Origin of the sequence: Adlercreutzia sp. ZJ141, assembly GCF_011038965.1 — a bacterium.
In the GTDB taxonomy this organism is placed as follows: Bacteria; Actinomycetota; Coriobacteriia; order Coriobacteriales; family Eggerthellaceae; genus ZJ141.
Genome location: NZ_JAAKEB010000003.1, coordinates 1 through 24602, shown reverse-complemented (window position 1 = coordinate 24602; position 24602 = coordinate 1). Strand labels below are relative to the sequence as shown.

General features: G+C 56.1%; 21 protein-coding genes. 9 read left to right on the top strand and 12 right to left on the bottom strand.

Features of this window, described 5'->3' with window-relative positions:
- Positions 1-58: 58 nt before the first annotated feature.
- Positions 59-1366, bottom strand: coding sequence for a DUF512 domain-containing protein (locus G7Y44_RS01515; protein ID WP_371807448.1), 1308 nt, complete (start codon positions 1364-1366; stop codon positions 59-61).
- Positions 1367-2207: 841 nt separating this feature from the next.
- Here G7Y44_RS01515 and G7Y44_RS01510 point away from each other — a divergent pair.
- The 5 genes from G7Y44_RS01510 to G7Y44_RS01490 all read left to right on the top strand — a co-directional run bounded on the left by G7Y44_RS01510 (position 2208) and on the right by G7Y44_RS01490 (position 7639).
- Positions 2208-3188, top strand: a complete 981-nt coding sequence (locus G7Y44_RS01510) for a response regulator transcription factor (protein ID WP_165247004.1) — start codon at positions 2208-2210, stop codon at positions 3186-3188.
- Between the two features lie 155 nt (positions 3189-3343).
- On the top strand, positions 3344-5122 hold the full coding sequence (locus tag G7Y44_RS01505; protein ID WP_165247002.1) for an FAD-dependent oxidoreductase: 1779 nt from the start codon (positions 3344-3346) through the stop codon (positions 5120-5122).
- A gap of 41 nt (positions 5123-5163) precedes the next feature.
- Positions 5164-5808: a 4Fe-4S dicluster domain-containing protein gene (locus G7Y44_RS01500; protein ID WP_165247000.1), complete on the top strand. Its 645-nt coding sequence runs from the start codon at positions 5164-5166 to the stop codon at positions 5806-5808.
- A gap of 18 nt (positions 5809-5826) precedes the next feature.
- Positions 5827-6789 (top strand): NrfD/PsrC family molybdoenzyme membrane anchor subunit, encoded by a 963-nt coding sequence (gene nrfD / locus G7Y44_RS01495; RefSeq protein WP_241158210.1) that lies wholly within the window; start codon positions 5827-5829, stop codon positions 6787-6789.
- 55 nt (positions 6790-6844) lie between these two features.
- The gene (locus G7Y44_RS01490; RefSeq protein ID WP_165045872.1) at positions 6845-7639 is read left to right on the top strand and encodes a cytochrome c3 family protein; all 795 of its coding nucleotides are present in this window, start codon (positions 6845-6847) and stop codon (positions 7637-7639) included.
- 434 nt (positions 7640-8073) lie between these two features.
- On the opposite strand, the gene G7Y44_RS01485 is transcribed toward G7Y44_RS01490, so the two are convergent.
- The 9 genes from G7Y44_RS01485 to G7Y44_RS01445 form a co-directional block, all read right to left on the bottom strand.
- Entirely contained in the window at positions 8074-8421 is a 348-nt protein-coding gene (locus G7Y44_RS01485; protein WP_165246998.1) for a HepT-like ribonuclease domain-containing protein, read from the bottom strand.
- An 8-nt stretch (positions 8422-8429) separates the two neighbouring features.
- On the bottom strand, positions 8430-8891 hold the full coding sequence (locus tag G7Y44_RS01480; RefSeq protein WP_165045876.1) for a nucleotidyltransferase family protein: 462 nt from the start codon (positions 8889-8891) through the stop codon (positions 8430-8432).
- Positions 8892-9025: 134 nt separating this feature from the next.
- A complete protein-coding gene (locus G7Y44_RS01475; RefSeq protein ID WP_165246996.1) occupies positions 9026-10723 on the bottom strand; it encodes an LTA synthase family protein in 1698 nt (565 codons plus the stop codon).
- Positions 10724-10911: 188 nt separating this feature from the next.
- The gene (gene ispH / locus G7Y44_RS01470; RefSeq protein WP_165246994.1) at positions 10912-11865 is read right to left on the bottom strand and encodes a 4-hydroxy-3-methylbut-2-enyl diphosphate reductase; all 954 of its coding nucleotides are present in this window, start codon (positions 11863-11865) and stop codon (positions 10912-10914) included.
- Between the two features lie 6 nt (positions 11866-11871).
- A complete protein-coding gene (locus tag G7Y44_RS01465; protein WP_165045882.1) occupies positions 11872-12717 on the bottom strand; it encodes a lysophospholipid acyltransferase family protein in 846 nt (281 codons plus the stop codon).
- A 105-nt stretch (positions 12718-12822) separates the two neighbouring features.
- Entirely contained in the window at positions 12823-13503 is a 681-nt protein-coding gene (gene cmk, locus G7Y44_RS01460; RefSeq protein ID WP_165045884.1) for a (d)CMP kinase, read from the bottom strand.
- On the bottom strand, positions 13500-14903 hold the full coding sequence (gene aroA, locus G7Y44_RS01455) for a 3-phosphoshikimate 1-carboxyvinyltransferase (RefSeq protein ID WP_165246992.1): 1404 nt from the start codon (positions 14901-14903) through the stop codon (positions 13500-13502). Before aroA ends, cmk begins: the two co-directional genes overlap by 4 nt.
- Complete coding sequence (locus G7Y44_RS01450; RefSeq protein WP_241159129.1) at positions 14893-16245, bottom strand: prephenate dehydrogenase; 1353 nt, start codon at positions 16243-16245, stop codon at positions 14893-14895. The genes aroA and G7Y44_RS01450 overlap by 11 nt, the downstream gene beginning before the upstream one ends.
- An 867-nt stretch (positions 16246-17112) precedes the next feature.
- Complete coding sequence (locus G7Y44_RS01445) at positions 17113-18474, bottom strand: YjiH family protein (protein ID WP_165045888.1); 1362 nt, start codon at positions 18472-18474, stop codon at positions 17113-17115.
- A 459-nt stretch (positions 18475-18933) separates the two neighbouring features.
- On the opposite strand from G7Y44_RS01445, the gene G7Y44_RS01440 reads away from it, so the two are divergent.
- The 4 genes from G7Y44_RS01440 to G7Y44_RS01425 all read left to right on the top strand — a co-directional run bounded on the left by G7Y44_RS01440 (position 18934) and on the right by G7Y44_RS01425 (position 22389).
- On the top strand, positions 18934-19617 hold the full coding sequence (locus tag G7Y44_RS01440; protein ID WP_165246990.1) for a site-2 protease family protein: 684 nt from the start codon (positions 18934-18936) through the stop codon (positions 19615-19617).
- 15 nt (positions 19618-19632) lie between these two features.
- Positions 19633-20424 carry a segregation and condensation protein A gene (locus G7Y44_RS01435; protein ID WP_165246988.1) on the top strand — a complete coding sequence of 264 codons (792 nt, stop codon included), beginning with the start codon at positions 19633-19635 and terminating at the stop codon, positions 20422-20424.
- A 152-nt stretch (positions 20425-20576) separates the two neighbouring features.
- Complete coding sequence (scpB, locus tag G7Y44_RS01430) at positions 20577-21497, top strand: SMC-Scp complex subunit ScpB (protein WP_241159127.1); 921 nt, start codon at positions 20577-20579, stop codon at positions 21495-21497.
- 19 nt (positions 21498-21516) lie between these two features.
- Positions 21517-22389, top strand: coding sequence for a pseudouridine synthase (locus G7Y44_RS01425; RefSeq protein ID WP_165246984.1), 873 nt, complete (start codon positions 21517-21519; stop codon positions 22387-22389).
- Between the two features lie 333 nt (positions 22390-22722).
- Here G7Y44_RS01425 and serC read toward each other — a convergent pair whose 3' ends face one another.
- Positions 22723-23808 (bottom strand): 3-phosphoserine/phosphohydroxythreonine transaminase, encoded by a 1086-nt coding sequence (gene serC, locus G7Y44_RS01420; RefSeq protein WP_165246982.1) that lies wholly within the window; start codon positions 23806-23808, stop codon positions 22723-22725.
- A 161-nt stretch (positions 23809-23969) separates the two neighbouring features.
- Positions 23970-24446 carry a tRNA (cytidine(34)-2'-O)-methyltransferase gene (locus G7Y44_RS01415; protein WP_165246980.1) on the bottom strand — a complete coding sequence of 159 codons (477 nt, stop codon included), beginning with the start codon at positions 24444-24446 and terminating at the stop codon, positions 23970-23972.
- Between the last annotated feature and the right edge of the window lie 156 nt (positions 24447-24602).

Here is a 24602-nt window from a genome sequence, read left to right as displayed (position 1 = left end):
CATACAGCCAGCGACGCCGGGAAACGACACGGCAACAAAGCGGCGATCAGCTGCGACGCTACATACGTCCTGCAAGGTCTGCGATCTCTCTCATAAAATCAGACGCGTTACAGGATACCACGGCCATCGGTTTGCCCGCAGCGTTTTCCATATCCTGCAAAGTCATATCATCTAAGGTCATGCTATCGTCGTTGAACATGACTTGCGGCAGCGCGAACAGGTTTCCTGTCGCATGCGCAACTGCGCGCGACACGTCGCATCCACACAGAAGCCCCGTGACATCCACGTTGCCGCCGAAATACTCGTTTCGCACTGTCAGCGGCTCGAATACGCCGGCAACGGGGCTTTTAGCAACCAGCTGGTTTAAAAACGGCTGCATTGCCTCGCCCACCACGTAGCGAGCCACAATACCCTGACTGTGCAGTACCTCGGCGCACCGCAGCATTGCGCCCGATGCTTCGGCGCGTTGCCAGTCGTCTACATATGACCGAATGATACCAATGCCGTCTTCAAACATGCTGAAATCACCGTAATGGCTGGTGGGAGGCAAATTGTCCAGTAGCTCATCGCCAAAGGCGTTGCTGTAGAACTCATCAGCCGCAAACACCCACGGAGTCTGCCGCTCGGCAAGAGCGCGCTCTTGAAACGGATGAATAACCTCCACCACCCCTCGCGCAGACGCTTCATCGTTGAAGCTTTCTGCGAAACACGTTTGGTGCTTGGTGAACCCCAGCGGCACAATGCCTACACCCACAATACCCGGCCGCTTATAGGCCCACAAAAGCGTTTCGCGCAGCACGTCGCCGTCGTTGTCGCCGGGAACCAGCACAATCTGCGCATGCACCTCAATACCCGCCGCCAACAGCCGATCGAGCACGGCGATGCCATGAGCTGCATGCTTTCCGATCATGCGGCGGCGCACCTGTTCATTCGATGCATGCAGCGACACGCGCAACGGCGATATGCGCTGTTCGATGATACGCGCCTCGTCAGCGGGCGAAAGGTTCGTTAGCGTAACGAAGGTGCCCGACAGAAAGCTGAGGCGGAAGTCGTCGTCACGCAGCGAAAGCGAGCTGCGCATGTCATCGGGTAGCTGTCGCATGAAACAGAACGTGCAGGCGTTGCGGCACAGCTTAATGCGGTCGAAGATAACGCCATCAAATTCAAAGCCCCAGTCTTCGCCTTCGTCACGCTCAAGTTCGACGGTGCCCACGTCGCCATCAAGATCGACATACCCCAGCACAACAACGTAACCCGACGAATGCCAGCGCCAGTCGATGATGTCGCGCAGCGGATGTCCGTCAACATGCGTGAGATAGCAGCCAGCCTCAAATCCTGCATCGTCAGCTGGGCTTTCCGGCACCACATACTCGATACGCGCCGCGCAGGGAAGCTGCGCGGCAACGTCGCCTGCGCATGCTGTTTGGGTGTCGTCTGTTGTTTGAGTTGTGACCTCAGCTCGGGCGTTGCCCGCCGTTTGGGCATTGCCTGCCACGCAAGCGTCGCCCGATACGCGAGCGTCATCCGCCACGCAAGCGTCGCCCGCCTGCCGCACTATATCCTTGGAAGGGTAAACGCCCACACGCGCCCACTTTCCTTACCTCGTCAACCAGCATCGCACTCCTGAAGCGCGCAACAGATAAGCGCCTTTGCCAGAGAGCGCTCTCATGATACATGATGACGCAACACATGATGAATACCGGCACATGTGCTACAATTGCCCCCGTTTTTCTCCGTAGATATTTGGCCGATAAGGCTTGATTCTCCGGCTCGCAGGTTCATCCGCCCAAGCCGGAATTGTACTGCTTGCTTTTGGAGGGGAAATGAACGCAACGTGGGGGAAACACCGACTACTTAAAGAGAAATGGCGCTATCTTGGGTTCGGGTTCAGTAGGTTCTTCGTTATTGGCTCGCTGTACTTTCTTCGTCACATCCAAGGAGCCGGTCATGGTACGCCGACAGTCTTCCTTGTGGGTGTTTTGCTTGCCACCGTTGTACTCACGTTGGCTATGCCAGCCATAGAGCAAAGGAGATACCGAGCACCACTGGCTATCTCGTCGGCAATTCTGTTTTGTATCGGAACATGCGTAATTGCTCTGACCGACAATAGATTTCTCGGAGCTGCCTTGTTGGGCTTATCCGGTGGAATCCTCATAATCGCCTGGTACGACGAGCTTTCACATTTAAATGAGCGAGATATGGTATTCATGGCGCTGGTGGGATGGGGAGCCGCTTCGGCCCTTGTCGCCATGACTATTGCAATCGGAACCAACCCTCTACTGGTTGCAATCATCGCTGGGGTCTTTTCAGCCTTCACGCTGTTTGTAGGCGATTTTGAAGAGGAAACACCCCAAAACGACGAAGGTCTCGAGGTGCTAGGAGCAAACACCTTGCAGTATTCAAAACGGCTTGTCGTAGGAATATTCGCGCTCCTTTTCACTGTTTCGTTTATCCATTTCTTCTCTCGCAACATGTTCTTCGCTGCCTATTACATCACCCCATGGATGGAGATTGCTGAAGAAGCGGTCGGAGCTGTATGCCTTATCGTGCTGTTTGTGTTCTGTCAACGTGTAGGCATATTGTCAGTGTGCCGAATCACGCTCCCCGTTTCGGCGGGAGCCCTGCTCCTTAGCGAAATCGTACCCTTGGATATGGGAGAGATCTTCGTCCTTTTGATGGGGTCATCACTCATCCTAACGCGAATGTTTCTTCTGCTTGCCACGATAAAACTCGCTCACGACAAACCAACTGTACGCTGGTTACTCTTTGGCACGGGAACCGTGATCGTGTACGGCGCCCATCTGGTTTCCATGATAGCCGCCCCTATAGCACTCTCTGTTGTGCCAGTGACGTCGTTTCCTCTTGTTCAGAACGCGTGCCTATTGGCACTTGTGCTGGTTGTTTCTCTGTTCGTTATGTCAAACGAATGGTTCTCCAACAGCGAAGCAGCCCCCAGCCTTGAGAAGAACCTTTCCACGGTACGATCCGCTGCCGAAGCCCATAGACTAACAAACCGTGAACAAGAGGTGCTCGGACTTATGATTGAGGGATTAACCGAACAGGAAATCGCAGATCGGCTGGTTGTTGAAAAAGGCACAGCACACACCCATATCGCCCATATTTACAAGAAGTTCAACGTACATAGCAAAGACGATCTCATGCGTCTGCTCCAGGAACAAGTTAGGTAAAACACCTGGTAAACAAGCCTTATCGAAAAAATATACCCGGGGGTAGAGAAGGAATATACCACCCTAACGAATAGATAAGAGAAGCCTTGCCCCGTACAGTGTCTAAGGATTTCTGGGAAAGCCAGAAAAGAAGCACAGTACGGAAGGAGAGGAAGATGACGAAGGAAAAGCTGTCGTCTTTCGATCAGCGCGACAAGGGGGGCGTAAGTCGACGCGAGTTCCTAAGCGGTCTTGCTTTGGCAGGCGCCGGGGCCGCAACATTGGGCCTTGCCGGGTGTACCCCAGGCGCGCAGTCGATTGACAAGCAGGCGAACGTGTCGGTTATGGAAAAGGCCGCCGGAACAACCGGAGCCTCGGGCCAGACCTATTCCACCATTCCCATCGTGAACACGAAAAACCCCACTATCGGGCCTATCGTGGAAGCGGTACCTGCGAACAGCCCGTGGGCGATGCCTGAGTTCATAGACGAACCCGACGAAGAAATGACCTGCGATCTGCTCTGCGTTGGCGCAGGTCTTGGTGGCATGACCGCTGCATTGACAGCCATGCAAAACGGCGTGAAAAACGTGATTATCGTTGAGCGCGCCGACGATGTGGGAGGCCAGTCGGCACAAGCTGAAGGCATCACCGGTATTGATACCAAGTGGCAACACGAACTGGGTTATTCCAGCGAAGACATCAATGTCGACTTCATCTTACAGCAGGAATACGACCATCATCACTACATCTGCAATTCAACGCTGTGGCGCGCAGTCTTCAAGCGCAATTCCACCGATTTGCAGTGGCTTATTGACACATGCGGACCAGACACAATTGTTGGCTGTGGCGGTGGGCGCTACGGATTACCCACGCACCACTTCTACAAGCATAACCGCGGGCACGAGATGTGCAACGCTCTGGCTGACGCCTGTCGTAAGGCTGGCGCTCAAATTCTGCTGAACACACGTGCCATCCACGTGCTTATGGACAACGGCACCTTGGTCGGCATGCAATGCCTCACATCCGATGGTAAGTGTATCAACATACACATCAAAGCTGCCGTGCTCGCCACAGCTGGTGCCGGCGCCAACAAAGACCTAATCGAGCGATGGAGCGAACGCAACACCGACAACCAGTTCTGGCATGGCATTCCCACCGTTACCGGCGACGGCATCATGCTGGCAGTCGAGGCAGGCATGGGCAAGCCATTCCGCTTCGGTGGCCCTGGTTTTGCTGCTGGCATCGAGCCACTCATGTTGGAATCGCATCTCAACATCGCCGCAGCCATGGAGTCGCGTGGCGTTTGGCTGAACCAAGACGGCCTGCGCTTCTACAACGAGGCCGCGAACAAGCAAGTGTATCCGCCGGTCAACGCGGTAGAGTCGCAAGACCGCACCTTCGTGGTGTTCGACCAGAACGCTATGGACTACTACAAGACCAAAGGCGTGGTAAACGGATGGGCACAATATGCATACCCCGGTGAGCAGCTGCTAAACGCCGAAGCGGAATGCGATGAGGAAATTGCCAAGGGCAACCCCTATGTCTTCAAGACAGATTCCCTCGAAGAGATGTTCGAGCAGATGCAACTTCCTGTTGAAACAGCCATGGAAACAATTGAGCACTACAACGCCATGGTGGATGCAGGAGAAGACACCGAATTCTTCAAGCCCAAAGACTATCTGGAAGCGGTGCGTAGACCCCCCTTCTACGGCGCTCGCCTGAAGGCCATGATCATCTCCCAGAAAGGCGGCATCCACTGCAACAACAAGGGCGAGGTAACAACCCGACAGGGAAAGTCGATTCCAGGTCTCTACGTTGCTGGCATGGATTGCGGCGGATTCCAGAGTCAGACTACGGGCATCAAGATTCCCGGCTCAGTTCAGGGCTACGCGCTTGGCATGGGCCGCATCAGCGGCGAGAACTCGGCCGCCTACATCTTAGGTCTCGAAGCCTAACCCTGCATTGTCTCCATCGAGTTCTAAAGGAGTAACCCATCATGTTAGAATCCCAAAACATTTCCCGGCGATCCCTGGTCGCTGGGGGCGCCGCCCTTGGATGCGCGTTTCTTGTGGGAGGCAAGCTGGTGTTCCCCACAGGGCAAGCAGTTGCCGATTCCGGAGAAACAGGAGAAACCGTTCAGTACGGTTTCTGGTGCGACACTTCGTTCAACAACGATTTTAAGGAATGCGTTGAAGCCTGTCGCACCGCCAATAATATTCCCGCCGACGAAGAGGCACTTTGCGAGGTGCGCGACTACCTGAGTAAGTACGGCCGTTATCGCCACGTGTTCACCTCGTGCATGCATTGCGCTGACCCGTCTTGCATGAAAGCCTGCCCAGCAAGCGCCATTTCCAAACAACAGGAAGACGGCATTGTAGTAGTAGACCACGACCGGTGCATAGGGTGCAAATACTGCAACACCGCCTGCCCCTTCGATGTACCCCGTTACAACGCTTCCGGAATGGTCAAATGCGATGCGTGTCTATCTGCCGGCCGCACCGAAGGAAAGGCACCTGCTTGCGTGGAGGCTGTTGCTAACGGAGCGCTGCATTTCGGACCCATTGACGACCTTATCAAAGAGTCCGGCGGAAGGGCCATGCAGATCACCGCTCCAACGAGCCCCTCGTATCTGCTGTCCTAGAAACCCTAAGGAGTAAAGATGATTGAGTTTCAAACGGTATGGGGATGGCAGCCCGCCTTATACCTTTTCCTCGGCGGCGTGGGTGCTGGCGCGTTTATTACAGCCGCTGTGCTCTACTTAATTGATCCAGCAAAGAATAAGAAGCTTGCGTTTATTTCCTCACTTGCATCTATCGCGTGCTTGGCAGTTGGCCTGCTGCTCCTGCTGACCGAGCTCACCAGCCCCTTGCGCGGTTTGATGGTGTGGCAAAGCTTCAGCAACTTTGGTTCCCTTATGGCCATCGGCGCATGGCTGCTCATGGCAACCATGATAGTTATTTTCGCAAACGCTGTTATCTTATCTGGGAAGATCGCGAAGGTTGCCGAAGAGAAGGCTACACTTGTATGTCGAGTTCTTTCGATAGTTGGCATCGTATGTGCTGCTGGCGTTGCAGTTTACACCGGTGTTCTTTTGATGCTGGCCGACGGCATTCCGTTCTGGGGAACCGCACTACTGCCCTGCTTATTCACGGTTTCAGCACTCGACACCGGCCTAGCTTTGACAATGATCCTCTTCCAGTGGCTTCGCAAAGATGAAGAGGCACATCGCACCTCGAGAATTATGGAAATCGCGGTTTTGATCTTAGTTGCTGTTGAGGCAATCATAGTGTTCGCATTTATGTCCACCATGCTTGCCGGCGGCGAAGTTTCCACCGTAGGCAACGACACTGCCACACTTGCTGCGGCAAGTTCGGCACAACTGCTGGTAAGCGGCGATTTGTCTGGCTGGTTCTGGATTCTCTTTGTTGGTATCGGTCTTGCAGTCCCCTTTGCCGCCGCTCTTGCCAGCATCGCCATGGGCGAAAAGGCCAGTGCGAAGTGGGCCAGTATCGGTGGCGCGGTATGCGCACTTGCAGGTGGCTGCGCACTTCGCTTCCTGGTGCTTCTGGCCGGCACTCACGCCGACTACATCACCGACGCAGTAAGTCGGCTTCTGTACTAGAACCACAAAGAAGCACCATCAGCTGGAAACAACGCACCTTAGGAGGTGTCATCAATTGAAAGACCTGACAAAACAACGGCGTGGCCTGCGCGGGAAGGCGATTATTGCCTGTGCGGTTGCCGCCCTCACTGCAGGATTGTGTCTAGTAGCCTGCTCTTCTGGAAGCAAAACCACCGCTGTTATCCCCGACGATCATATCGACCAGGCATCAATGGCGGTGACAGCCGACCATCAGAATTGCCAGAGCTGCCATGCCTCACTGCCTGAACAGTTCAATATGACCGGTGATCTCATGCAAACCCATATGGATATCCTCTCGAAGTACGATGCAGGCGAAACCACCGAAGAAACTGACCGCATTATGGGTGAGCACGCTGACGAAATGAAGCAGTACTTCTCCGAAGACACCATGGGCAATTGCACCAACTGCCACACCCTTGGAGTCAACGAAGCGGGTGATTTCGAGGTGGACATCACGTTTAAAGAGTACTGCGCGAGCTGCCACGATGACTACGACTATGTGATCGAGCAGACCGCCGATTGGGGCAAGGGAACCGAGATGTGGGATTGGCGTCTTTCTGACGAACAAGCAGAAGGCCAGATGACTTGGGAAGAGTACACCTCTTACCCCATCAACCCGCACTTGGCTCACGGTACCAACGTTGCCTGCGGCGACTGCCACAAGATTCACCAGAAAACCGACTCGTTCTACTGCTCTCAGTGCCACATTTGGGCAATGCCTGGCGATAACGGCGAAGAAACATACACCGATTGGGCATACGATCAGGAGATGTATCGCAACTGGCGCTCCGACAACCAATTTAGCCCTAACGAGGGCAAGCAAGGCTAATTCGTAATGCCACTTCTTTCCTAAAGATTGTCTTCCGCCTTCCTTCCCCTCTCTCTTCGGCGGAAGACAATCACAACAATAGACCGAGTCCAGCTTGCTGCAAGCTCATTGGATTCGGTCTATTGTTTTATGTGCTGCTTCAGCCTATTCAGATTGTCGGAGCTCCATCGCGTAAATAATATCCGTCTACCCTTTCTATGACCTGTATCGTATTTTCGGATTCGGGTTGCGAGACCTCAGCTACAACGTCTATCCTATCAACTTCAGGTTGCGCAGCTTCCACAGGACCTCCGGACTTATAAGGGCCACCTTTTCTGAATCTTCCCCCTTTTGACGAACAATGCTTAACTTGCTCTTAGCATATGTTAAGAGCAAGTTTGAGGTGACAATAGGGTCAGGGTGTGACAATAGGGTCACTCGCGCGCCTTTCGACGCTATTCGCACACGCGCTCTTCGCAAAACGCACGCAACGGGGGGATGTGGCTCTGAATGGCATCCCAGGCGATTTCCGCATCGAACATCTCGTAGCCATGAACTAAATGGCAGCGCATTCCGTAAATCTTTGACCAGGGTATTTCGGGATGAGATTCACAGAAGGCCTCAGAAAGACGATTGACCGCCTCCCCGATTTGGATAAGGCACAAGCTGCAGCTGTCTTGGAAGGGCTCCGTATCTTGAAAACGATCGAACGAATCTTCGAAGTGTGCCTTGGCCACCTCTAGCCTTTCGCAGTAGCGCAGGATTGTGTGCAACTGCTCAATGTCTCTTTCGTGTTGATCCATGTTACACCTCACGCGGCTTCGTAGAGGACTATGGCATCTGGCTTAATTCTCTCGAGGAAGCGCTTACTTGCGCCAGCCGTGGTAACCACGTCCACAGGACGGCCCAAAACGCGCGACAGATCCTCCTGGAAGTCAAGAACCTGCATGCCTTTGATTGCGCCTTTTTCCAGCAGAATGTCTACGTCCGAGTCCGGCCGCGCCTCTCCGCGCGCATATGAACCGAACAGGCTCACCTTAGCCGCCCCATATTGCCGGGCAAGATCAACCACGGCATACCGAATAGTCTCCGTTGCAAGCCGAGGTCTCTCACCAAACCGCTCGTCAATGAGCCGCCCTATCAGCTTTGACCGATTGGTTACCTGGCGACCCTCAAGACCCTGGCAGCGGTCCTGCTCGGCCCGCTCGCGCACCAGCTCATCAAGCTTTACCAGAGTATCATCGGAAAGATAGATTGAAATGGGTTGCGCCATGTCTTCGCCTCCGTGCTTTGAGACTATATATTAGTAATATAATAGAGCGCTACCAACATGTCTACCCTGTTATCTTGAAACCTGCATCAAATGAATGACAGAGTATCCGAATGCCCTGCCCCTATTGTCACCCGCTACCTTGCGGCGATTGCGTAGTAACCTCGCAGAAGGTTGCGCAGGGCGGCTTCCGTATGCGCTGGCGCTTCGCGAACATTCGCGTCTTCCGTGCTAATCACGTTCACCGACTCAGTGAAGAGGCAGTCGATTGGCACGGTTTCACCCACGGCGATTTCGTCTACATCGTCTTTCTCCACGTCACCTTCGCCTGCGTCACCTTCGCTACCTTCTGCATCGGCAAATAGCGACGTACCCAAAAAGTAGTTCTCGCCTGAAACATCCAGGTAGTCGCATAGTGTGGGAGCCAAATCGAGCGAGTTTCGCCCACATGCGTCAACAGTTTCCGGCTCCATACCGCGCGCGTAGATGATCAGCGGAATGCGATCACACATAGCACTTTCGCGGTGCGCATCGGGAAATGCCTCACGGTACGCGGCGTCGGCGTACGTGCAGTGATCTGAGGTGAACACGATAATGGTGTCGCGCGCGAGGTCACTTTGTTGGAAACGATTCATGAACTCACCAAGCCACCAATCGGCGTTGTAGAACTTGTTCAGCTCGGCCGACGACCCGTCGCCAAAACGCTTGTCGGGCGAATCGAGCGAGGCGTGCGTCCCAAACGTGTACAGCGAAACAAAGAACGGGTCGCTATCGGCGTGCGCACGCTCCATGGTGTCGTAGAGTCGCTCAAACGCTTCCCGATCGGACAAAGTTCCCGTCGGGCCGCAGCCGCCCTGCGACGCATCGCTTGCAAACTCGGCGAAGCCTAAGCGACTGAGATAATCACTGAACTCGGAGTTGCGGGGCTCGGTGTTGATGAACGTCGTGGAATAACCTTCGGCAGCAAGCAAATCCTGCAGCGATACGAGCCCGTTTTCGCCAAGGTTATCGAGCTGGTAGCCACTGTACAGTTGCCCGGCAAGACCGCGCCCTGTAGCAAACGTGTGGTTGTAGTAGTTCATAAAGCTGAGCGAAGAGGCTTGCAATCGATCGACATTCGGCATGATGTCGCGCTCGTCTTCTATCACGTGCTGCGAGAGCCCTTCCATGAATATGAGTACGACGTTTGGCCGATCGGCGAGACGTGCGTCTTTTTCCCGGAAATCGACAACCGAATCGTTCTTAAACCGCTGCGACATCTGGAATCTACGTTCGCCATCAGCAGCGATGTCGCTTACCGCTCTCTCGTCTTCAGCAAGCGCAATCGCATCGGCACCCAAGTTCACCCAAGCAAGCATGGGAGAAACCGGAGAGAACGCAACCACCAGCACCACAGAACAGACAAGCGTTATGCCTGATATTACGCGACGGGTTGCATGCGAAAGCGTTTCGGGAAAGTGTACTGGCAAGAAGCTTGCACCCACTGCAACCACTGCGGCTATCAGATACGGCACGGCATTTCCCGACAGAGAGCTTGCAAAGCACAGATTCGATAGCATCACAACGGAAATGAAGCTTCCACCAAAGTGCAGCACCGCCATCTGGGCGCTATACAGCAACGCCAGCAGCGAGTTAACCAGCCATCCGGCCTTCTGGCTGTGCTGCCACACGAGCTCCGACAACAGAAAGATCACAACAGCCTCGACCACAGAAGCAGCGCAAACGTAGGTATCGAGACGATACGTTGCCGTTACAGCGATCGCACACATAAACAGAAGCTTCACCACCGTGCATGCCCGCGCGAGCGCCAGGTTTCCGCCGCTTTGATTCCGCATGTCTTCTTCGCTCCTTGCCGTCGTAGGGAAATCCCTTCGTTACAGCAAGGATCATAGTTCGCCCCAAACACTACCTGCCAAGCGTTTGGAACCTGTTTTGGGCGTGAAAGGGTTTCGTTACCCACACGCAAGAAGACAATAAGAAATACGACAGAAAGTGACCCCCCTCCACACCAAAGACGGACTGACTACAGCGACTCGAGCCGTGCGATTACCGATGCGATCTGGTCTTCGGGTGTTGACGCGCCCGCCGTGACGCCCACCGTCACGCAACCATCGAACCATGCGGGCTCAATCTCGTCAGCGCGCTCGATATGAAACGCACGAACACATGCAGCAGCACACAGCTCAGCTAAGCGCGTCGTGTTTGACGAATTACGCCCACCGATAACCACCATCGCATCAACCTGGCGAGCCAGCTGTTCGGCGGCATCTTGCCGCTTGGTAGTTGCCGAGCAGATAGTGTTCTTCACCACCGGCTCAATGCCCCGCTCTCGCAGCGCATCCACCACGCGATCGAGCACGGCGCGCTTCTGCGTGGTCTGCACTACGATACCAACTGGCTGCGTAATGCGCGTTGGGATACTGCTAGCGTCACCCACGACCGACACTTCCGCACCAGTTTCGCGAGCACACGCCACGAGCGCAGCAACCTCGGGATGACCGTCCTCGCCCACCACTATCACGTGCATGCCACACGATCCAAGCTCTTCGGCTGCCTTCTGGGCGCGCGACACATGCGGACACGTCGCATCGACCACGGGCAACCCGAGCGCCAGAGCATCGCGTTTCACCTGGGGCGTTACGCCATGGCTGCGAATGATCACCGTAGGCACATGGCGAGCTACAGGCGCAACTTGCTCTCCCGGCAAGTCCGGCGCTGCTACCGTTGCCGCCACGTCCGCCACTGCCGCCATGTCCGCCACTACCACTGCTTCCGCCGCCTGCGGAAGCGGAATGTCGCCCAGATCGTCAACCGCGTGCACACCGCGCTCGCTAAGCTGAGCAACCACCTGCGGGTTGTGGATAAGCGGACCAAGCGTATATGCAATCGCGTCCCCTTCGCCTGCCTGAAGCGCCAGGTCAAGCGCACGTTGCACGCCGTAGCAAGCGCCCGCGCAATCAGCTCGAAGTACCTTCATGGTCGTTTACGCCTCCGCCCATACGTCGTGCCCACTCGCAAGCTCACAAGCGGTGTGTCGTGGCACACTATGTTGTAGGAACACCTCAGAGAAATCGCGAGCATCGGGAAACAGCTCGCGCATATCAACTTCTTCGGGTGCCACGCGCCGATTCAGGGCAAACACCTCGCGCATGGCGTACCACGTACACGCATCCAGGCGGTCTTCCTTCGGTAGGAAGTCGAAATCGGACACCAGAATGGGGTTACCAAACTCGATGGTCACCTTCGGAAAGCGCAGGTGCTGCCCGTGGCGCTTGATATTCTCCACGTCACGAACCGTCATGGGCACAATTGGCGCACGACCCATCTTGGCAATCAGTGCTACGCCAGCGTGTAGTTCGGGGGTCTTACCACTCTTTCCGCGGCGGGTTCCTTCAGGCATGATACCTACCAACTCGCCGGATTTCACCATGCGCGCGGCACGCTTCACCGCACTGCGATCGGCCGTATCACGCTTAACGGGAAATGCCCCCACGTGCGACATGGCCCACCCGAGCGCTCCGCCGCCTTTGACGAACAGGTCATCGCGGGCAACCATGCGCAACCACTGCTTGGGACGTACCGCTAGGAACATAAACACCACGTCGAGATAACTCACATGGTTACCAATGACCACAGCTCCGCGCTTACCCTCGAACCCGCGAATGTGCTCTAGTCCGGTCACCTGCATGCGGAAAGCAATGCGGAACACGGTTCCTACCACCGCGCACACCAGATAGGCAAACCACAACGGAATACCCCGCTCACCCGCAATGCGGGCGGCGCGCTTGTCCAGAGGCATATCCCAAAGCTTCTCGTAAGCTGCCGCCATTACAAATCCCCTTCTATCGAATTCATCTCTGAAAACTCTCGCGAACGCGCGCCCCACCCAACGCAAACAGAAGCGGTGAAGCCGAGAGTAAACACGCTACGAGTGCTACCTTGTCGCACGTTTCGTCTCAACACGGCGCACGATGTCATTGATAACGTCGTCAATACCGCGTCCCGTTGAGTCGATAAGCACCGCATCGGCCGCTTGGGCAAGCGGACTTGTTGCACGCGAAGAATCCGCTTTGTCGCGACGGCGCAAATCGGCTAACACCTCATCGTAGTCGACGCTGCCCACGCCGCGTTCCCTATTTTGCCGCACGCGACGATGCGCACGTTCTTCATCGGAGGCAGTAAGAAATACTTTCACTTCAGCATCGGGAAACACCACCGTTCCAATGTCGCGCCCTTCGATTACGTAGTCGCCCGCGCTCCCAATACGGCGCTGCTGATCAACCAGCGCCTCACGCACAGCAGGCACCGCCGACACAGGGCTCACCGCACGATCAATATTGGCCGTACGGATGGCCTGCGTCACCTCCACGCCACCGATAAACACGCGTTTAGGAACCGGATCGCCTGCCTCGTGACCGAATTCGATGTCGTAGTCGCGCGCAATGCGTCCAAGCGCACACTCGTCATCAAGCGGCACATCATCGTGCACTGCCTGCCAAGCGACGGCGCGATACATTGCGCCAGTGTCTAAACACGAGAAGCCAAGCCGCTTCGCCACTGCCTTAGCAACAGTGGATTTCCCCGCTCCGCTGGGGCCATCGATAGCAACGATCATCGCGCCAACCTTTCCATATCGCTCAAGAATTGCGGATAGCTTACGCAAACCGCCTCGAAATCGCGGATGCGCACCGACTCATTTCCGGTCAAGCCAACAAGTGCCCACGTCATAGCTAGGCGATGATCTCCCAGCGAATCAAACTCAAGACCCGTCGGCACCTTCATGCCAGAGCGGCCTTCGATGCATAGGTCGCACGACCCTTCGCACCACGCGCGCACGCCGAGCTTCGCCAGTCCCTCGACAATGGCGGCGAAACGATCAGTTTCCTTCACGCGCAGCTCGCTGGCACCTTTGAATCTGGTTACGCCGTTTGCATGCGCTGCAACCAAGGCGAGCACGGGAATCTCATCGACCATCGAGGCAATCTCGTCTGGCTGCACGTCGCAACCATGAAGACCGCGCGTGTAGCGAATAGTAATGGAACCGATAGGCTCGCGGCCAGCAGGAGCCAGGTTTTCTGCGGTTATATTCGCACCCATGCGCTCAAGCACGTGAACAAACCCAATACGCGCGGGAGCAACGCTCACCTGCTCGATCGTCAGATCGCTTCCCGGCACAAGCGCCGCCGCGCACACCGGAAACGCCGCCGAAGATGGATCGCCCGGAACGGCCACGTCGGCCGCATGCATGCGCTGGCCGCCGCGTACCGCCGCATAGCAGTCACCCGCGCGCACTTGCACGCCGAATTCGGGAAGCATGAGCTCGGTATGGTTGCGCGACGGTGCCGGCTCGCGCACTTCGGTTTCACCCTCGGCGAACACGCCCGCCAGCAGCAATGCCGTTTTGAGCTGGGCAGATGCCACCGGCGAATCGTACGATATGCCAACAAGCGGCCTTTGCCGCCCACTGCCCGCAACCACCAGCGGCAGCGTTTCGCGGTCTTCGGGCTGAAAGCGCGCACCCATAACCGAAAGCGGCCCGGTAATGCGCTTCATCGGACGGCGCGAAAGCGACGCGTCGCCTGTCAGCTCGACATCGACGCTCCACGGGGCGAGCATACCCATGAGCAGGCGCACCGTCGTGCCCGAATTGCCGCAATCGATAGCGCCAGCAGGCTGCGAGGGACCGTACGCTCCCCACCCTTCGATAGTTCCAGCCAAACTGCCGTCGGGCTGTTCACGCACATAAACTCGCGCACCGAGCGCGGCAACGGCCGACAACGACGAGCGCACGTCAGCCGAATCGAGCACACCCGACACGTTCGAGGTGCCTTCAGCCATAGCGGAAAACAGCACAGCACGGTGCGAGATCGACTTGTCGCCCGGCACGCGCGCAATACCGCATACGGGCGCAGGCAACGGGTTAACGGTGGTTACGGAACACTCAGACACCGGAGTCGCGCAAGATGCGGCCGACGGTACAGCGGCGTTCGCAATTCGTTCGCAATCAGTCGACATGCACATGCTCCTTCGGAGACAACGGCGAAAACGACGCCGCAAAGCCCGCCATAATGAGCTGCCCCATGAGCTGGCCCATGTCGCCCTCGTCGGTGAGCACGAGCGACAACACGGCGCTGTCCTCGGTCACGTGGTCGATCTCGATCGACTGGATGTTGCAGCCCACCGAGCTGGCGATGGTGGTCACCTCGGCCACCACACCAGTGCGGTCGGTCATAGGAATGCGCACTTCAAGCAGCTTTTCGGTGGAGGGCACCCAGGCAGCCGGAAGCGCGCGACGCGCGTCGGCAGAATCGGTAAGCAAGCCGGTGAGGGCCGCTTTGTCGCCTGCATCGATTGCGTCGGCGAATGACCCGATGATGTCCTGCATCTCGCGCAGGCCAGCCGTAAGCGCACCTGCATTGTCGAGCGCGATGCCACACCACAGCTTCGGCGAGCCGGCAGCAATACGCGTGGAGTCTTTAAACCCGCCAGCGGCCAGTCGCATGAGTGCTTGCGAATCGTCGGCATGGCGGCACGCCAGCCGCATGAGTGCCGAAGCCACCATGTGTGGCACGTGACTGACTATGGCAACAGCCCGATCGTGGTCTTCACGCGGCAACGAGATCACGCGGGCACCAATGCCGGTGATAAGCTCGTGCATGGCCTGAAAATGCTCCGGCACCGTGTTTGCGTCGGGACAAAGAATCCAGTTCATACCTTCGAACAGGTCGGCCCGAGCGGCGTCGATGCCGCACTTTTCCGAACCTGCCATGGGATGCCCGGGAATGTAGTTGTTGGGTTCAGGCAGCAGACGCGCCGCAGCGTCGAGAATGTGAGCCTTCGTGGACACCACATCGGTCACCACGCCGCCGTAACCCCATTCACCTAAGCGGGAAAAGTAATCGTCGACAGCAGCAACCGGTGTTGCTACCACCATAAGCTCGCAGTCGCTGCACACAAACTCACGCAACGCATCGTCATCGGGAGCATAGGCCGCGTCAGCCCAGCGTTTGTCAATAGCGGCAATGCGTGTGGCTGCGTCGGTGTCAACACCCACGATGCGCACATGAGGCATGGCGAGCTTAATCGCAGCCGCAAAGCTCGCGCCGATAAGCCCCAACCCCGCCACCGCAATGGCGGAGAAAGGTGCGGATGTTGGCGCGGGCACAGGCGCAGGCCCAGGTGCGGACGTGGGTACAGGCGCAGGTGCGGATATAGGCACAGGTGCGGGTGCGCTTTTCTCAGATACAGGCACGACGGAATCCGCTGCTGCACAGGCAACCGCATCCACAACAGGTTCCGAGCCACCCGTCGCATGCGCTGTGGGTGCGCCCGCGCATTCTTGCATGTTCTCTTGCATAAGGGTAGTGCTTTCTTGCTTGTAATTTGAACTCGCTTCGAGCGTTCCTGTATTGTAAACGCACCCCGCAAGCAAGCGAACATCATTCAACAAGCCAGCAGATTTTCCCTTCGGCAGAACAACGAAGATCGAATGTGTTATCGCTTTCATCGTTACTATGGTTGCTATTGCTGCAAGCGATTCCGTTTCCTCTGTAATGTGTCAGAAAACTCACGAAATGCGCGATTGTGCAAAGTTAGCCGTAGCTTCTGCCACTTTTTTTACGAAATGTACGATTTGAAGCGGTAAAAATGAGTAGAAATAGGCAGGGAACGAAAACCGCCCTTTATTTCTCAAGAGCACCTTTACATTTTCCCTGGTCAGAGACGACCGCTTATTTCCTGAAAAATTGGTGAGCTTTGCCGACTCCATCAAATCGTACATTTCGTGAAAAAAGTGGCAGAAGCTACGGCTAACTTTGCACAATCGCGCATTTCGTGGATTTTCTGACACGTTTGTCCGAACAGGCGTGTCAAAGGGCGACACACTCAGACGCCCCAAGCCTCCAACTGCTCGAGATTCGCCTCTGCCTCGGTAGGTTTTAGCACGTAATCGCGCAAATAGGGGACATTGAATCGCATAGAAGTATTCCCTCGCGAATGAACTATATCAAGTATAGTAAATATATCAAATATAGTAAGTATAAATCCCAAGGAGATGTATACCAAGTATTTGAATGCACCTTGGCCGCACTACACGCCGTGCTGGGAATAGGCCCTAGAGAGTCCAGAAAAACGACCGCACCCCCGAACCTGCACTAAGCTTGACAACCAACCCTACGACGCCCTCGACCGGGAGTCAATCCCGTTCGAGGGCCTTGGTGATCGGTTAGAAGATCAGATGTGCGAGTGGGGCCACAATGAGCAGGCTGATAATGGTGCGCTCGAGGAAGATAATGAACAACTCGAGCAAGTTCACGGGAATCTTCGAACCCAAGATCAGGCCGCCAACCTCGGACAGGTAGATGAGCTGCGTGACCGATATTACCGCCACGATGAACTTCGTCATAGGAGTGGTGATAGAGGCCGCAGCAATGACCGAGGGAGTGAACATGTCGGTAAACCCGATGATCATAGTCTTGGACGCCGCCGCCGCCTCGGGAACCTGCAACAGTTCGAGCAGCGGCATGAACGGCAGACCCAGAATCTCGAAGATTTGGGTGTTGTTCGAGAGCAGCAGAGCCAATGTGCCAATACACATAACCACGGGCATGACGCCAAACCACATGCCAGCGGCATTCTTTAGGCCGTTCTCGAGGAATTGGGTAATGCCGCGATGTTCTTCCACACGTTTAATGGCGAGATCAATACCGTACTGAACCGATGACGTGTAGCCTTCGGGCAATGTTTCGGCCATTGCCTTACCTTCAACCAGATACTCATCCTTTTTCCAGCGCAGAGGTGGAATGCGCGGCACGATAAGAGCACATACAACGCCGACCAAGCAAATGAGCAGGTAATACAATCCGAAGTAGTCCATCAGGTCGACCTGGGCGAGCACGACAATACTAAAAGTAATTGACACCGCCGAGAACGTGGTAGCCACGATGGAGGCCTCGCGCGCTGAGTAGTAGCCGCTCTCGTACTGGTTGTTGGTAAGCATAACACCCAAGGTGCCGTCGCCGATCCACGAGGTGATGCAGTCGACCGCAGCACGGCCGGGAATCTTGAACAGCGGGCGCATGAACTTCGTTAGCAGCGCGCCAATGAATTCGAGAAGGCCGAAGTCAAGCAACAGCGGCAGCAACAGACCGGCCAGAAGAAAGATGATGACAAGCACGGTGAGCAGGTCGTTCATCACAAAGCCACCCGCATCAGCTTCGGTGATCATGTGAAGAGGACCCGACCCGTCAGCCTGCACGCCCAGATAGGTAAGCCAAGCGAATACGGCGCCTAGGATACGGATGACCGCCCAGATGGGTGTAGTCGAAAACGTTTCGTTCATGATGGGATATGTGGTCAGAAACGACGGCTTTTTTAGTGACGCCACTCCAAGCACTGCTGATACGGTTACGATAAGCACACAAAGCAGCGGTAGGAAATCGGCCAGTACGCCGCCGAGCATGTCAGCAATGATCTTGACGATGATCGTCCAGCTGCCGTCGAATTTAACCGGAATCATAAACAGGATGACGCCAATGACCGAAGGTATGATGAATCCAAGGAGCTTCTTCGTATCGTAGTTGCGCATAGGGCCCTCTCTCGCTCGTATAGGGCGATCCCAACTGTTGTAAGGAGTGGGGATTCGCGTGCGTTGCGCGGGAGCGCGCTTCATGCACCGCCGCGCATTATACCAACATAAACCTCGCAACATCTTCAGAACCGCAGGATATCGCGTGACAGGGAGTGGCGGGTAGGCTGGCAACACCCTGGTAACACGCTGTAACTTTTCTGACTCAATATCCCAGACGAGCGGCAAAAGTATGCCTTACAACATAGCGACAAGCTTCGCTTCGACTCGTGAGTCGGCTTGCAGCGTGGCTTGTGGTGGGTCTTTTGCGTTGGTGTAGTTCGCGAGCTGGCTTGTGGCGTAGCTTGTGTCGTGGCTTGTGGTGGATCGACTTATGGTGTGACGCGGTTCGCAGCTGAATCTGTGTAAATCGGGTTGCGGGCACGTGGTGGCGCATCGGGTTGCGCTACACTTCGTCCCATGTCAAACAATTATCTTTACATCGTTGTTCTTCAAGTGCTCTGCTTTATTCCCGCCATCGTATTTCACGAGGTGGCGCACGGTTTTGCAGCGTACAAGCTGGGGGATCCTACCGCTAAGACGGCTGGAAGGTTGTCGCTGAACCCTGCGAAGCACGTCGACCCCTTCGGAACGATCATCATGCCGCTTATGCTTATGGCTATAGGTGGCCCGGTGTTCGGCTACGCGAAACCCGTGCCGTATAACCCACGTTATTTCAAAGACATTCGCAAGGGTGACATGCTGGTAGGCATGGCGGGCCCTGTGGCGAACCTGTGTATGGCGCTTGTGTCGGCGCTGCTGCTATTCATTGTGGCGCAGTTTGCGCCGCTGGGTATTCCGACAGGCTTTTCGGTGATATCAGTTCTGATCGATTTCTTCTATTTGTCAATCATGCTGAACCTCTACCTCATGTTCTTCAACCTTATTCCGTTGCCGCCACTCGATGGTTCGTCGCTGCTGCTGTTCTTCCTACCGAGAAAGTACCTGCCCCAGTACTACAAAGTGCAGCAGTACGCCATGCCCATTTTCCTGGTTGTAGTTATACTTGTGCCGTACGTGTTTCATGTGAACCCCATCGGCATCTATCTGGATTGGACGGCGGGGACGCTGGGCAGCCTGCTTTCAGGCCTCGCGTTTCTGTAAGGCGGCACTGGCCGCATGGCGTACCGCGTTCGCATAGACAGCTTTGAGGGACCCTTTGACCTGCTGCTGTATTTGGTGAGTCGGCAGAAGGTAGACATTGGGTCTATTTCCATAACTCAGATAGCTGATCAGTATTTAGCTGAGGTGTCGCGTATGCGCACCCTCGACCTGGATGTTGCGAGCGATTTTTTGCTGGTGGCCAGCACGCTGCTTGAAATTAAGGCCGAAAGCTTGCTGCCACACGAGCGCGATGCCGTACAAGATGAGCTAGAAGAGCTTGCTCCCAGCGAAGCACGCGAGGTACTGGTGGAGCGCTTGATCGCATACAAGCAGTACAAAAACGCTGCGCAGGCGCTGGGTGCGCGGCTTGCCGCCGAGGGACGCATGCATGTGCGGCCGTTTGGCCCTGATGCATGTTTTTTGGGTCTTATGCCCGACTATCTGGAGAACGTCACACTTGACGGACTTGCCCTGCTTGCAGCGGAAGCGTTGGCGCGCCGCGAGGTGTTTTTGCTGGAATCGGAGCATATTGCCGCCAAGCCCATTCCGGTTGAAGCGCACGTGCGAGCCATCCACCAGCGCATTGTGAACAAGCGACGTATGCGGTTCTCGGAGCTGATTGACGGCCGCACTAACACTCCGCTGGTGGTGGTCACGTTTTTGGCAGTGCTCGAGCTGTACAAGCGCGGCATGGTTCATATCGAGCAGTCGTGTGAGTTCGGCGATATTGACATCGATTACATCGAAGGGTCGGGTGAGCTTGTTCTTACCGGCGACGATGCACTGACTTCGTTGGAGAACGGATAGGTGTCCGTGGGTAGCAGGTAAGTGCTCTCGAGTAGATGTGCAAAAAGCAGCAGGTAAGAGCACAAGGGCGCCAAGGTGTGCGAGGGAGAGCAAAAGCACACAAGGGCGCCAAGGCGTGCAGAACGCAATGGATGCGAAGGAAGGAAAGCGACGTGGCTCAGGAAATCGGGCAAGAGCAATTGCCCGGCGCCATTGAGGCGCTGCTGTTTGTGACTGACGAACCGGTTGGCGTGCTCACATTGGCCGAGATGCTTAAAGCCGATGTGCGCACCGTCGAAAACGCGCTCATCTGTTTGCGCGAGCGGTTCGAGCAAGAAAATCGCGGCATCCAACTGCGTGAAGTTGCTGGTGGATGGCGGCTGTTTACGCATCCCGCTTATCACGAGCTTATTGAGAAGTATGTGTTGTCGTGGGATACACGCCGCCTGTCGCAGGCAGCCATGGAAACGCTCGCTATTATCGCGTATACGCAGCCGACCACGCGAGCTGGTGTTGCCAGCGTGCGCGGTGTGAATTCCGACAGCTCCATTAACTCGCTGGTAGAAAAGGGGTTGGTTCGCGAGGCGGGCGTGGCCGACACTCCGGGAAATCCGGTGCTCTATGCCACCACGCGGGCATTTTTGGAAAAGTTCGGGCTGCGAAGCCCGGCCGACTTGCCCGACCTTGCCGAGTTTGCGCCCGATGACACCACACGCGCGCTCATCCGCGAGCGACTTAGCGTTATGCGAGAAGATGCGCCTGCCGTGCGCTCGGTTGCTGCTGATTCGACAAGTATGGGTGTTGATGCGGGCCCGATGGGGGCAAGCGTTGATGCGAGTGGCGACGTGGCGGCTGCGGGTGCCGACGGAGCGGACGATAATACGTTGGGTTCAATCGGCGCAAGTACTGTGAGTGGGAATACTGCGAGTGAAGAAGGTGTCGGGAAGGTAGAAGGAGCCACAAACTCGCTCGATGCACAGGAAGCCGCAAGCGATGCGGCGCAGGATATGCTCGCCGATGCGATGGCGCAGGCGTTCGGCTTGGTTGATAAGATCGATTTCGATTCACTCACGTTCGAGACAGACGATGAGTAAGCCGACAGGTACAGCGGGCATGGGCTCTGATAACCCGCAGGAATCCGAACGCCTTGTTCCTATGAGGTTGCAGAAGTTTTTAGCACGCGCGGGTGTGGCCAGCCGCCGCGGATCGGAAAACCTGATGACCGCCGGACGCGTGACGGTAAACGGGCAGGTTGTTACCGAGCTAGGCAGCAAGGTTGACCCACGTGTTGATACGGTTGCGGTCGACGACAAGCCGGTACGGCTGGCACAAGGGGCCACTACCCTTATGCTACACAAGCCGCTCGGCGTGCTCACTACCATGTCTGATCCGCAAGGGCGGCCCACGGTAGCCAGCCTCGTTCCCACGAATGACTACCCGGGGCTTTTCCCTGTCGGTAGGCTCGATCAGGACACAACCGGTCTGCTGCTGTTCTCAACCGATGGAGAATTGGGACATGGGCTTTTGCGCCCGCGAGGACATGTGGATAAGACCTACCTCGCGCTTGTCGATGGCGTGCCATCGCCCGGCCAGCTACAAGCGCTGCGCGATGGCGTACCGCTCGATGACGGCATGACGTTACCAGCGCGCGTTGAGCTGCTACATGGCGAGCGTGAACGATCGGCGCTTACACTGCTCGATGCGCCAAGTCCGGTACCTCCCGGGGCATCGAAGCAGTATGCCCGCATCTGTCGGCAGCGCGCAACACGGCGATCAGTGGTGCGCATAACCATTCATGAGGGAAGAAACCGCCAGGTGAGGCGCATGTTGCAGTTCGTGAGGCATCCGGTGTTGGCGTTGCATCGCGAATCGTTCGGCCCAGTGTCGCTTGATCCCGTGCGTACACCACGTAGCACCTGGTGCGAGCTTTTCCCTGAAGAAGTAGCCGCCCTGCACACCGCCATAAAAGCGGGAGAACAAAGGTAGCCGAGCTCGACATTCAGACACACCTGTTCGGACAAACATGGCAGAAAAGCCACGAAATGCGCGATTGTGCAAAGTTAGCCGCATTGCAAAGGCCACGGAGACGCTTGTAACTGTAGCAGCAATGGTAACGATGATAGAGAAGTGAAATCCTGTATCAAAGGATCTCTCTTTGTCATCCTTTATCAAAGCGGCCCGGCAGAAATGCCGGGCCGTATTCACTCTTGAGCTTTTGCCAACTATGACGCCTGATGTTTATGCACCCTGATGTTTAGAGAAGTAGTCAGCGAGCCTCATTGTCGAACTATGACGCCAGATATTCACACACCCTGTTGCTTACGCGTTTTCGACCTCGAACTTCTTCATGAAGTCAACGAGCGCCTGCACGCCTTCGATGGGCATAGCGTTGTAGATGCTTGCACGCATACCACCTACACTGCGATGTCCCTTGATGTTCTCGATACCGGCCTCTTTCGCCTGAGCCACGAACTTCGCATCAAGATCGGCGTCGCCCGTGACGAAGGGCACGTTCATGATCGAGCGGTCCTCCTTGGCGGCAGTAGCGGTGTAGAAATCGGTGGAATCAAGATAATCATACAGCAGCGCGGCTTTCTGCTGGTTACGGCGCTGAATACCCTTGAGACCACCCTGAGCCTTCAGCCACTTGAACACTTTGCCGCAAATATAGATGGTGTAACACGGCGGGGTGTTGTACATGCTGCCATTGTCGGCGGCGGTCTTGAACTTCAACATGGTGGGCGTGTTGGTCAGCCACTCGTCGCGGATGAGGTCTTCACGAATGATAACAATAGCAACACCGGCCGGCCCAACGTTCTTCTGCACGCCGCCATAGATGACGCCATAGCGGGCAACATCAATGGGTTCAGACAAGAAGCACGACGACACGTCGGCCACAAGCGGCACGTCACCGGTTTCGGGCAGCTTGTGGTACTTCGTGCCGTAGATTGTCTCGTTCTCGCAGATGTACACGTAATCGGCCTGCGGGTCGAACTCAAGTTCGTCGACGTTGGGAATGTAGGAGAAGTTGCCGTCCTCGCTCGAAGCGACCAGGCGGGCGTCCCCCAGCATGGCAGCTTCTTTGTAAGCCTTTTTCGACCACGAACCGCTGACAATATAGTCGGCTTTACCCGAACCTGTCATGAGGTTCATCGGGATAGAAGCGAACTGCGTAGAAGCACCGCCCTGCATGAACAGCACCTTGTAGTTGTCGGGAATACCCATGAGATCGCGCAGGTCGGCCTCGGCTTCGTCGATGATAGCCTTAAACGCCTTAGAGCGATGGCTCATCTCCATGACCGACATGCCCGTTCCGCGGTAGTCGAGCATTTCTTCGGCTGCCTCGCGCAGCACCTCTTCAGGCAACACCGCCGGTCCGGCGGAGAAGTTGTACACACGAGCCATAAAAGACCTCCTTGTTCGGTTTGCTTGCCGCAGCGAGTATACGACTGCATTGTTACGCATTCGCGAAAAAGAAGAAAAAGATCGCTTTACTTCGGCAAAGTACCGACGGAAGCCTTTGGAATGAAACTTCAGAATGACACTTCGGAAGGCCCCCGCATCACCTATATCAAGCCCGGCCACCCTTGCTGGCGAAGCGCTTCGTAAGCGGCCACAGCTACGGCGTTGCTGAGGTTTAAGCTGCGCAATCCCTCACGCATGGGAATGCGCACGCAGCTTCCCTCATGCGTGTCGATGATGTATTGCGCAAGCCCGCTGCTCTCGCGCCCGAATACCAGGAAATCATCGGGGCCATATGTCACTTGGGAAAACGATCTCCGTGCCTGACCGGTGAACAGATGCAGCGCACCCGGCCCCGCCTCACCTGACCGCTGTGCTTCGAAAAACGCTTCAGCGCAGGGCCAACGCACGATGTCAACCTGACTCCAGTAGTCGCATCCCGCGCGCTTCAGGTTGCGTTCAGTAGGACGAAAACCCATGGGCTCCACAAGGTGCAGGCGTGCGCCAATGCAAGCACACGTGCGCGCAATGTTGCCCGCATTCTGCGGGATTTCTGGCTCCACAAGCACAATGTTTACCATGAATCCTCCTTTATGTGCTGAGTGCGACACAACGTGCCGTGGGACATCGGGGAAGGACGGGGACATCGGGGACGGGGTGGGACATCGGGGACGTAGGTTATTTTTACCCCCGCGGGGGGCCAAAAACGACCGACCCCGAGGGCCACCCCCGCCCCC

Coding starts and splice junctions, on each gene's coding strand:
- G7Y44_RS01450 (WP_241159129.1), bottom strand. CDS start 16,245: ATGCAAGAGAACATGCAAGAATGCGCGGGCGCACCCACAGCGCATGCG.
- G7Y44_RS01445 (WP_165045888.1), bottom strand. CDS start 18,474: ATGCGCAACTACGATACGAAGAAGCTCCTTGGATTCATCATACCTTCG.
- G7Y44_RS01465 (WP_165045882.1), bottom strand. CDS start 12,717: ATGGCGGCAGCTTACGAGAAGCTTTGGGATATGCCTCTGGACAAGCGC.
- G7Y44_RS01480 (WP_165045876.1), bottom strand. CDS start 8,891: ATGGCGCAACCCATTTCAATCTATCTTTCCGATGATACTCTGGTAAAG.
- G7Y44_RS01440 (WP_165246990.1), top strand. CDS start 18,934: ATGTCAAACAATTATCTTTACATCGTTGTTCTTCAAGTGCTCTGCTTT.
- cmk (WP_165045884.1), bottom strand. CDS start 13,503: ATGATCGTTGCTATCGATGGCCCCAGCGGAGCGGGGAAATCCACTGTT.
- ispH (WP_165246994.1), bottom strand. CDS start 11,865: ATGAAGGTACTTCGAGCTGATTGCGCGGGCGCTTGCTACGGCGTGCAA.
- G7Y44_RS01500 (WP_165247000.1), top strand. CDS start 5,164: ATGTTAGAATCCCAAAACATTTCCCGGCGATCCCTGGTCGCTGGGGGC.
- G7Y44_RS01505 (WP_165247002.1), top strand. CDS start 3,344: ATGACGAAGGAAAAGCTGTCGTCTTTCGATCAGCGCGACAAGGGGGGC.
- G7Y44_RS01425 (WP_165246984.1), top strand. CDS start 21,517: ATGGGCTCTGATAACCCGCAGGAATCCGAACGCCTTGTTCCTATGAGG.
- G7Y44_RS01485 (WP_165246998.1), bottom strand. CDS start 8,421: ATGGATCAACACGAAAGAGACATTGAGCAGTTGCACACAATCCTGCGC.
- G7Y44_RS01435 (WP_165246988.1), top strand. CDS start 19,633: ATGGCGTACCGCGTTCGCATAGACAGCTTTGAGGGACCCTTTGACCTG.
- aroA (WP_165246992.1), bottom strand. CDS start 14,903: ATGTCGACTGATTGCGAACGAATTGCGAACGCCGCTGTACCGTCGGCC.
- G7Y44_RS01510 (WP_165247004.1), top strand. CDS start 2,208: ATGGCGCTGGTGGGATGGGGAGCCGCTTCGGCCCTTGTCGCCATGACT.
- G7Y44_RS01475 (WP_165246996.1), bottom strand. CDS start 10,723: ATGCGGAATCAAAGCGGCGGAAACCTGGCGCTCGCGCGGGCATGCACG.
- G7Y44_RS01415 (WP_165246980.1), bottom strand. CDS start 24,446: ATGGTAAACATTGTGCTTGTGGAGCCAGAAATCCCGCAGAATGCGGGC.
- serC (WP_165246982.1), bottom strand. CDS start 23,808: ATGGCTCGTGTGTACAACTTCTCCGCCGGACCGGCGGTGTTGCCTGAA.
- nrfD (WP_241158210.1), top strand. CDS start 5,827: ATGATTGAGTTTCAAACGGTATGGGGATGGCAGCCCGCCTTATACCTT.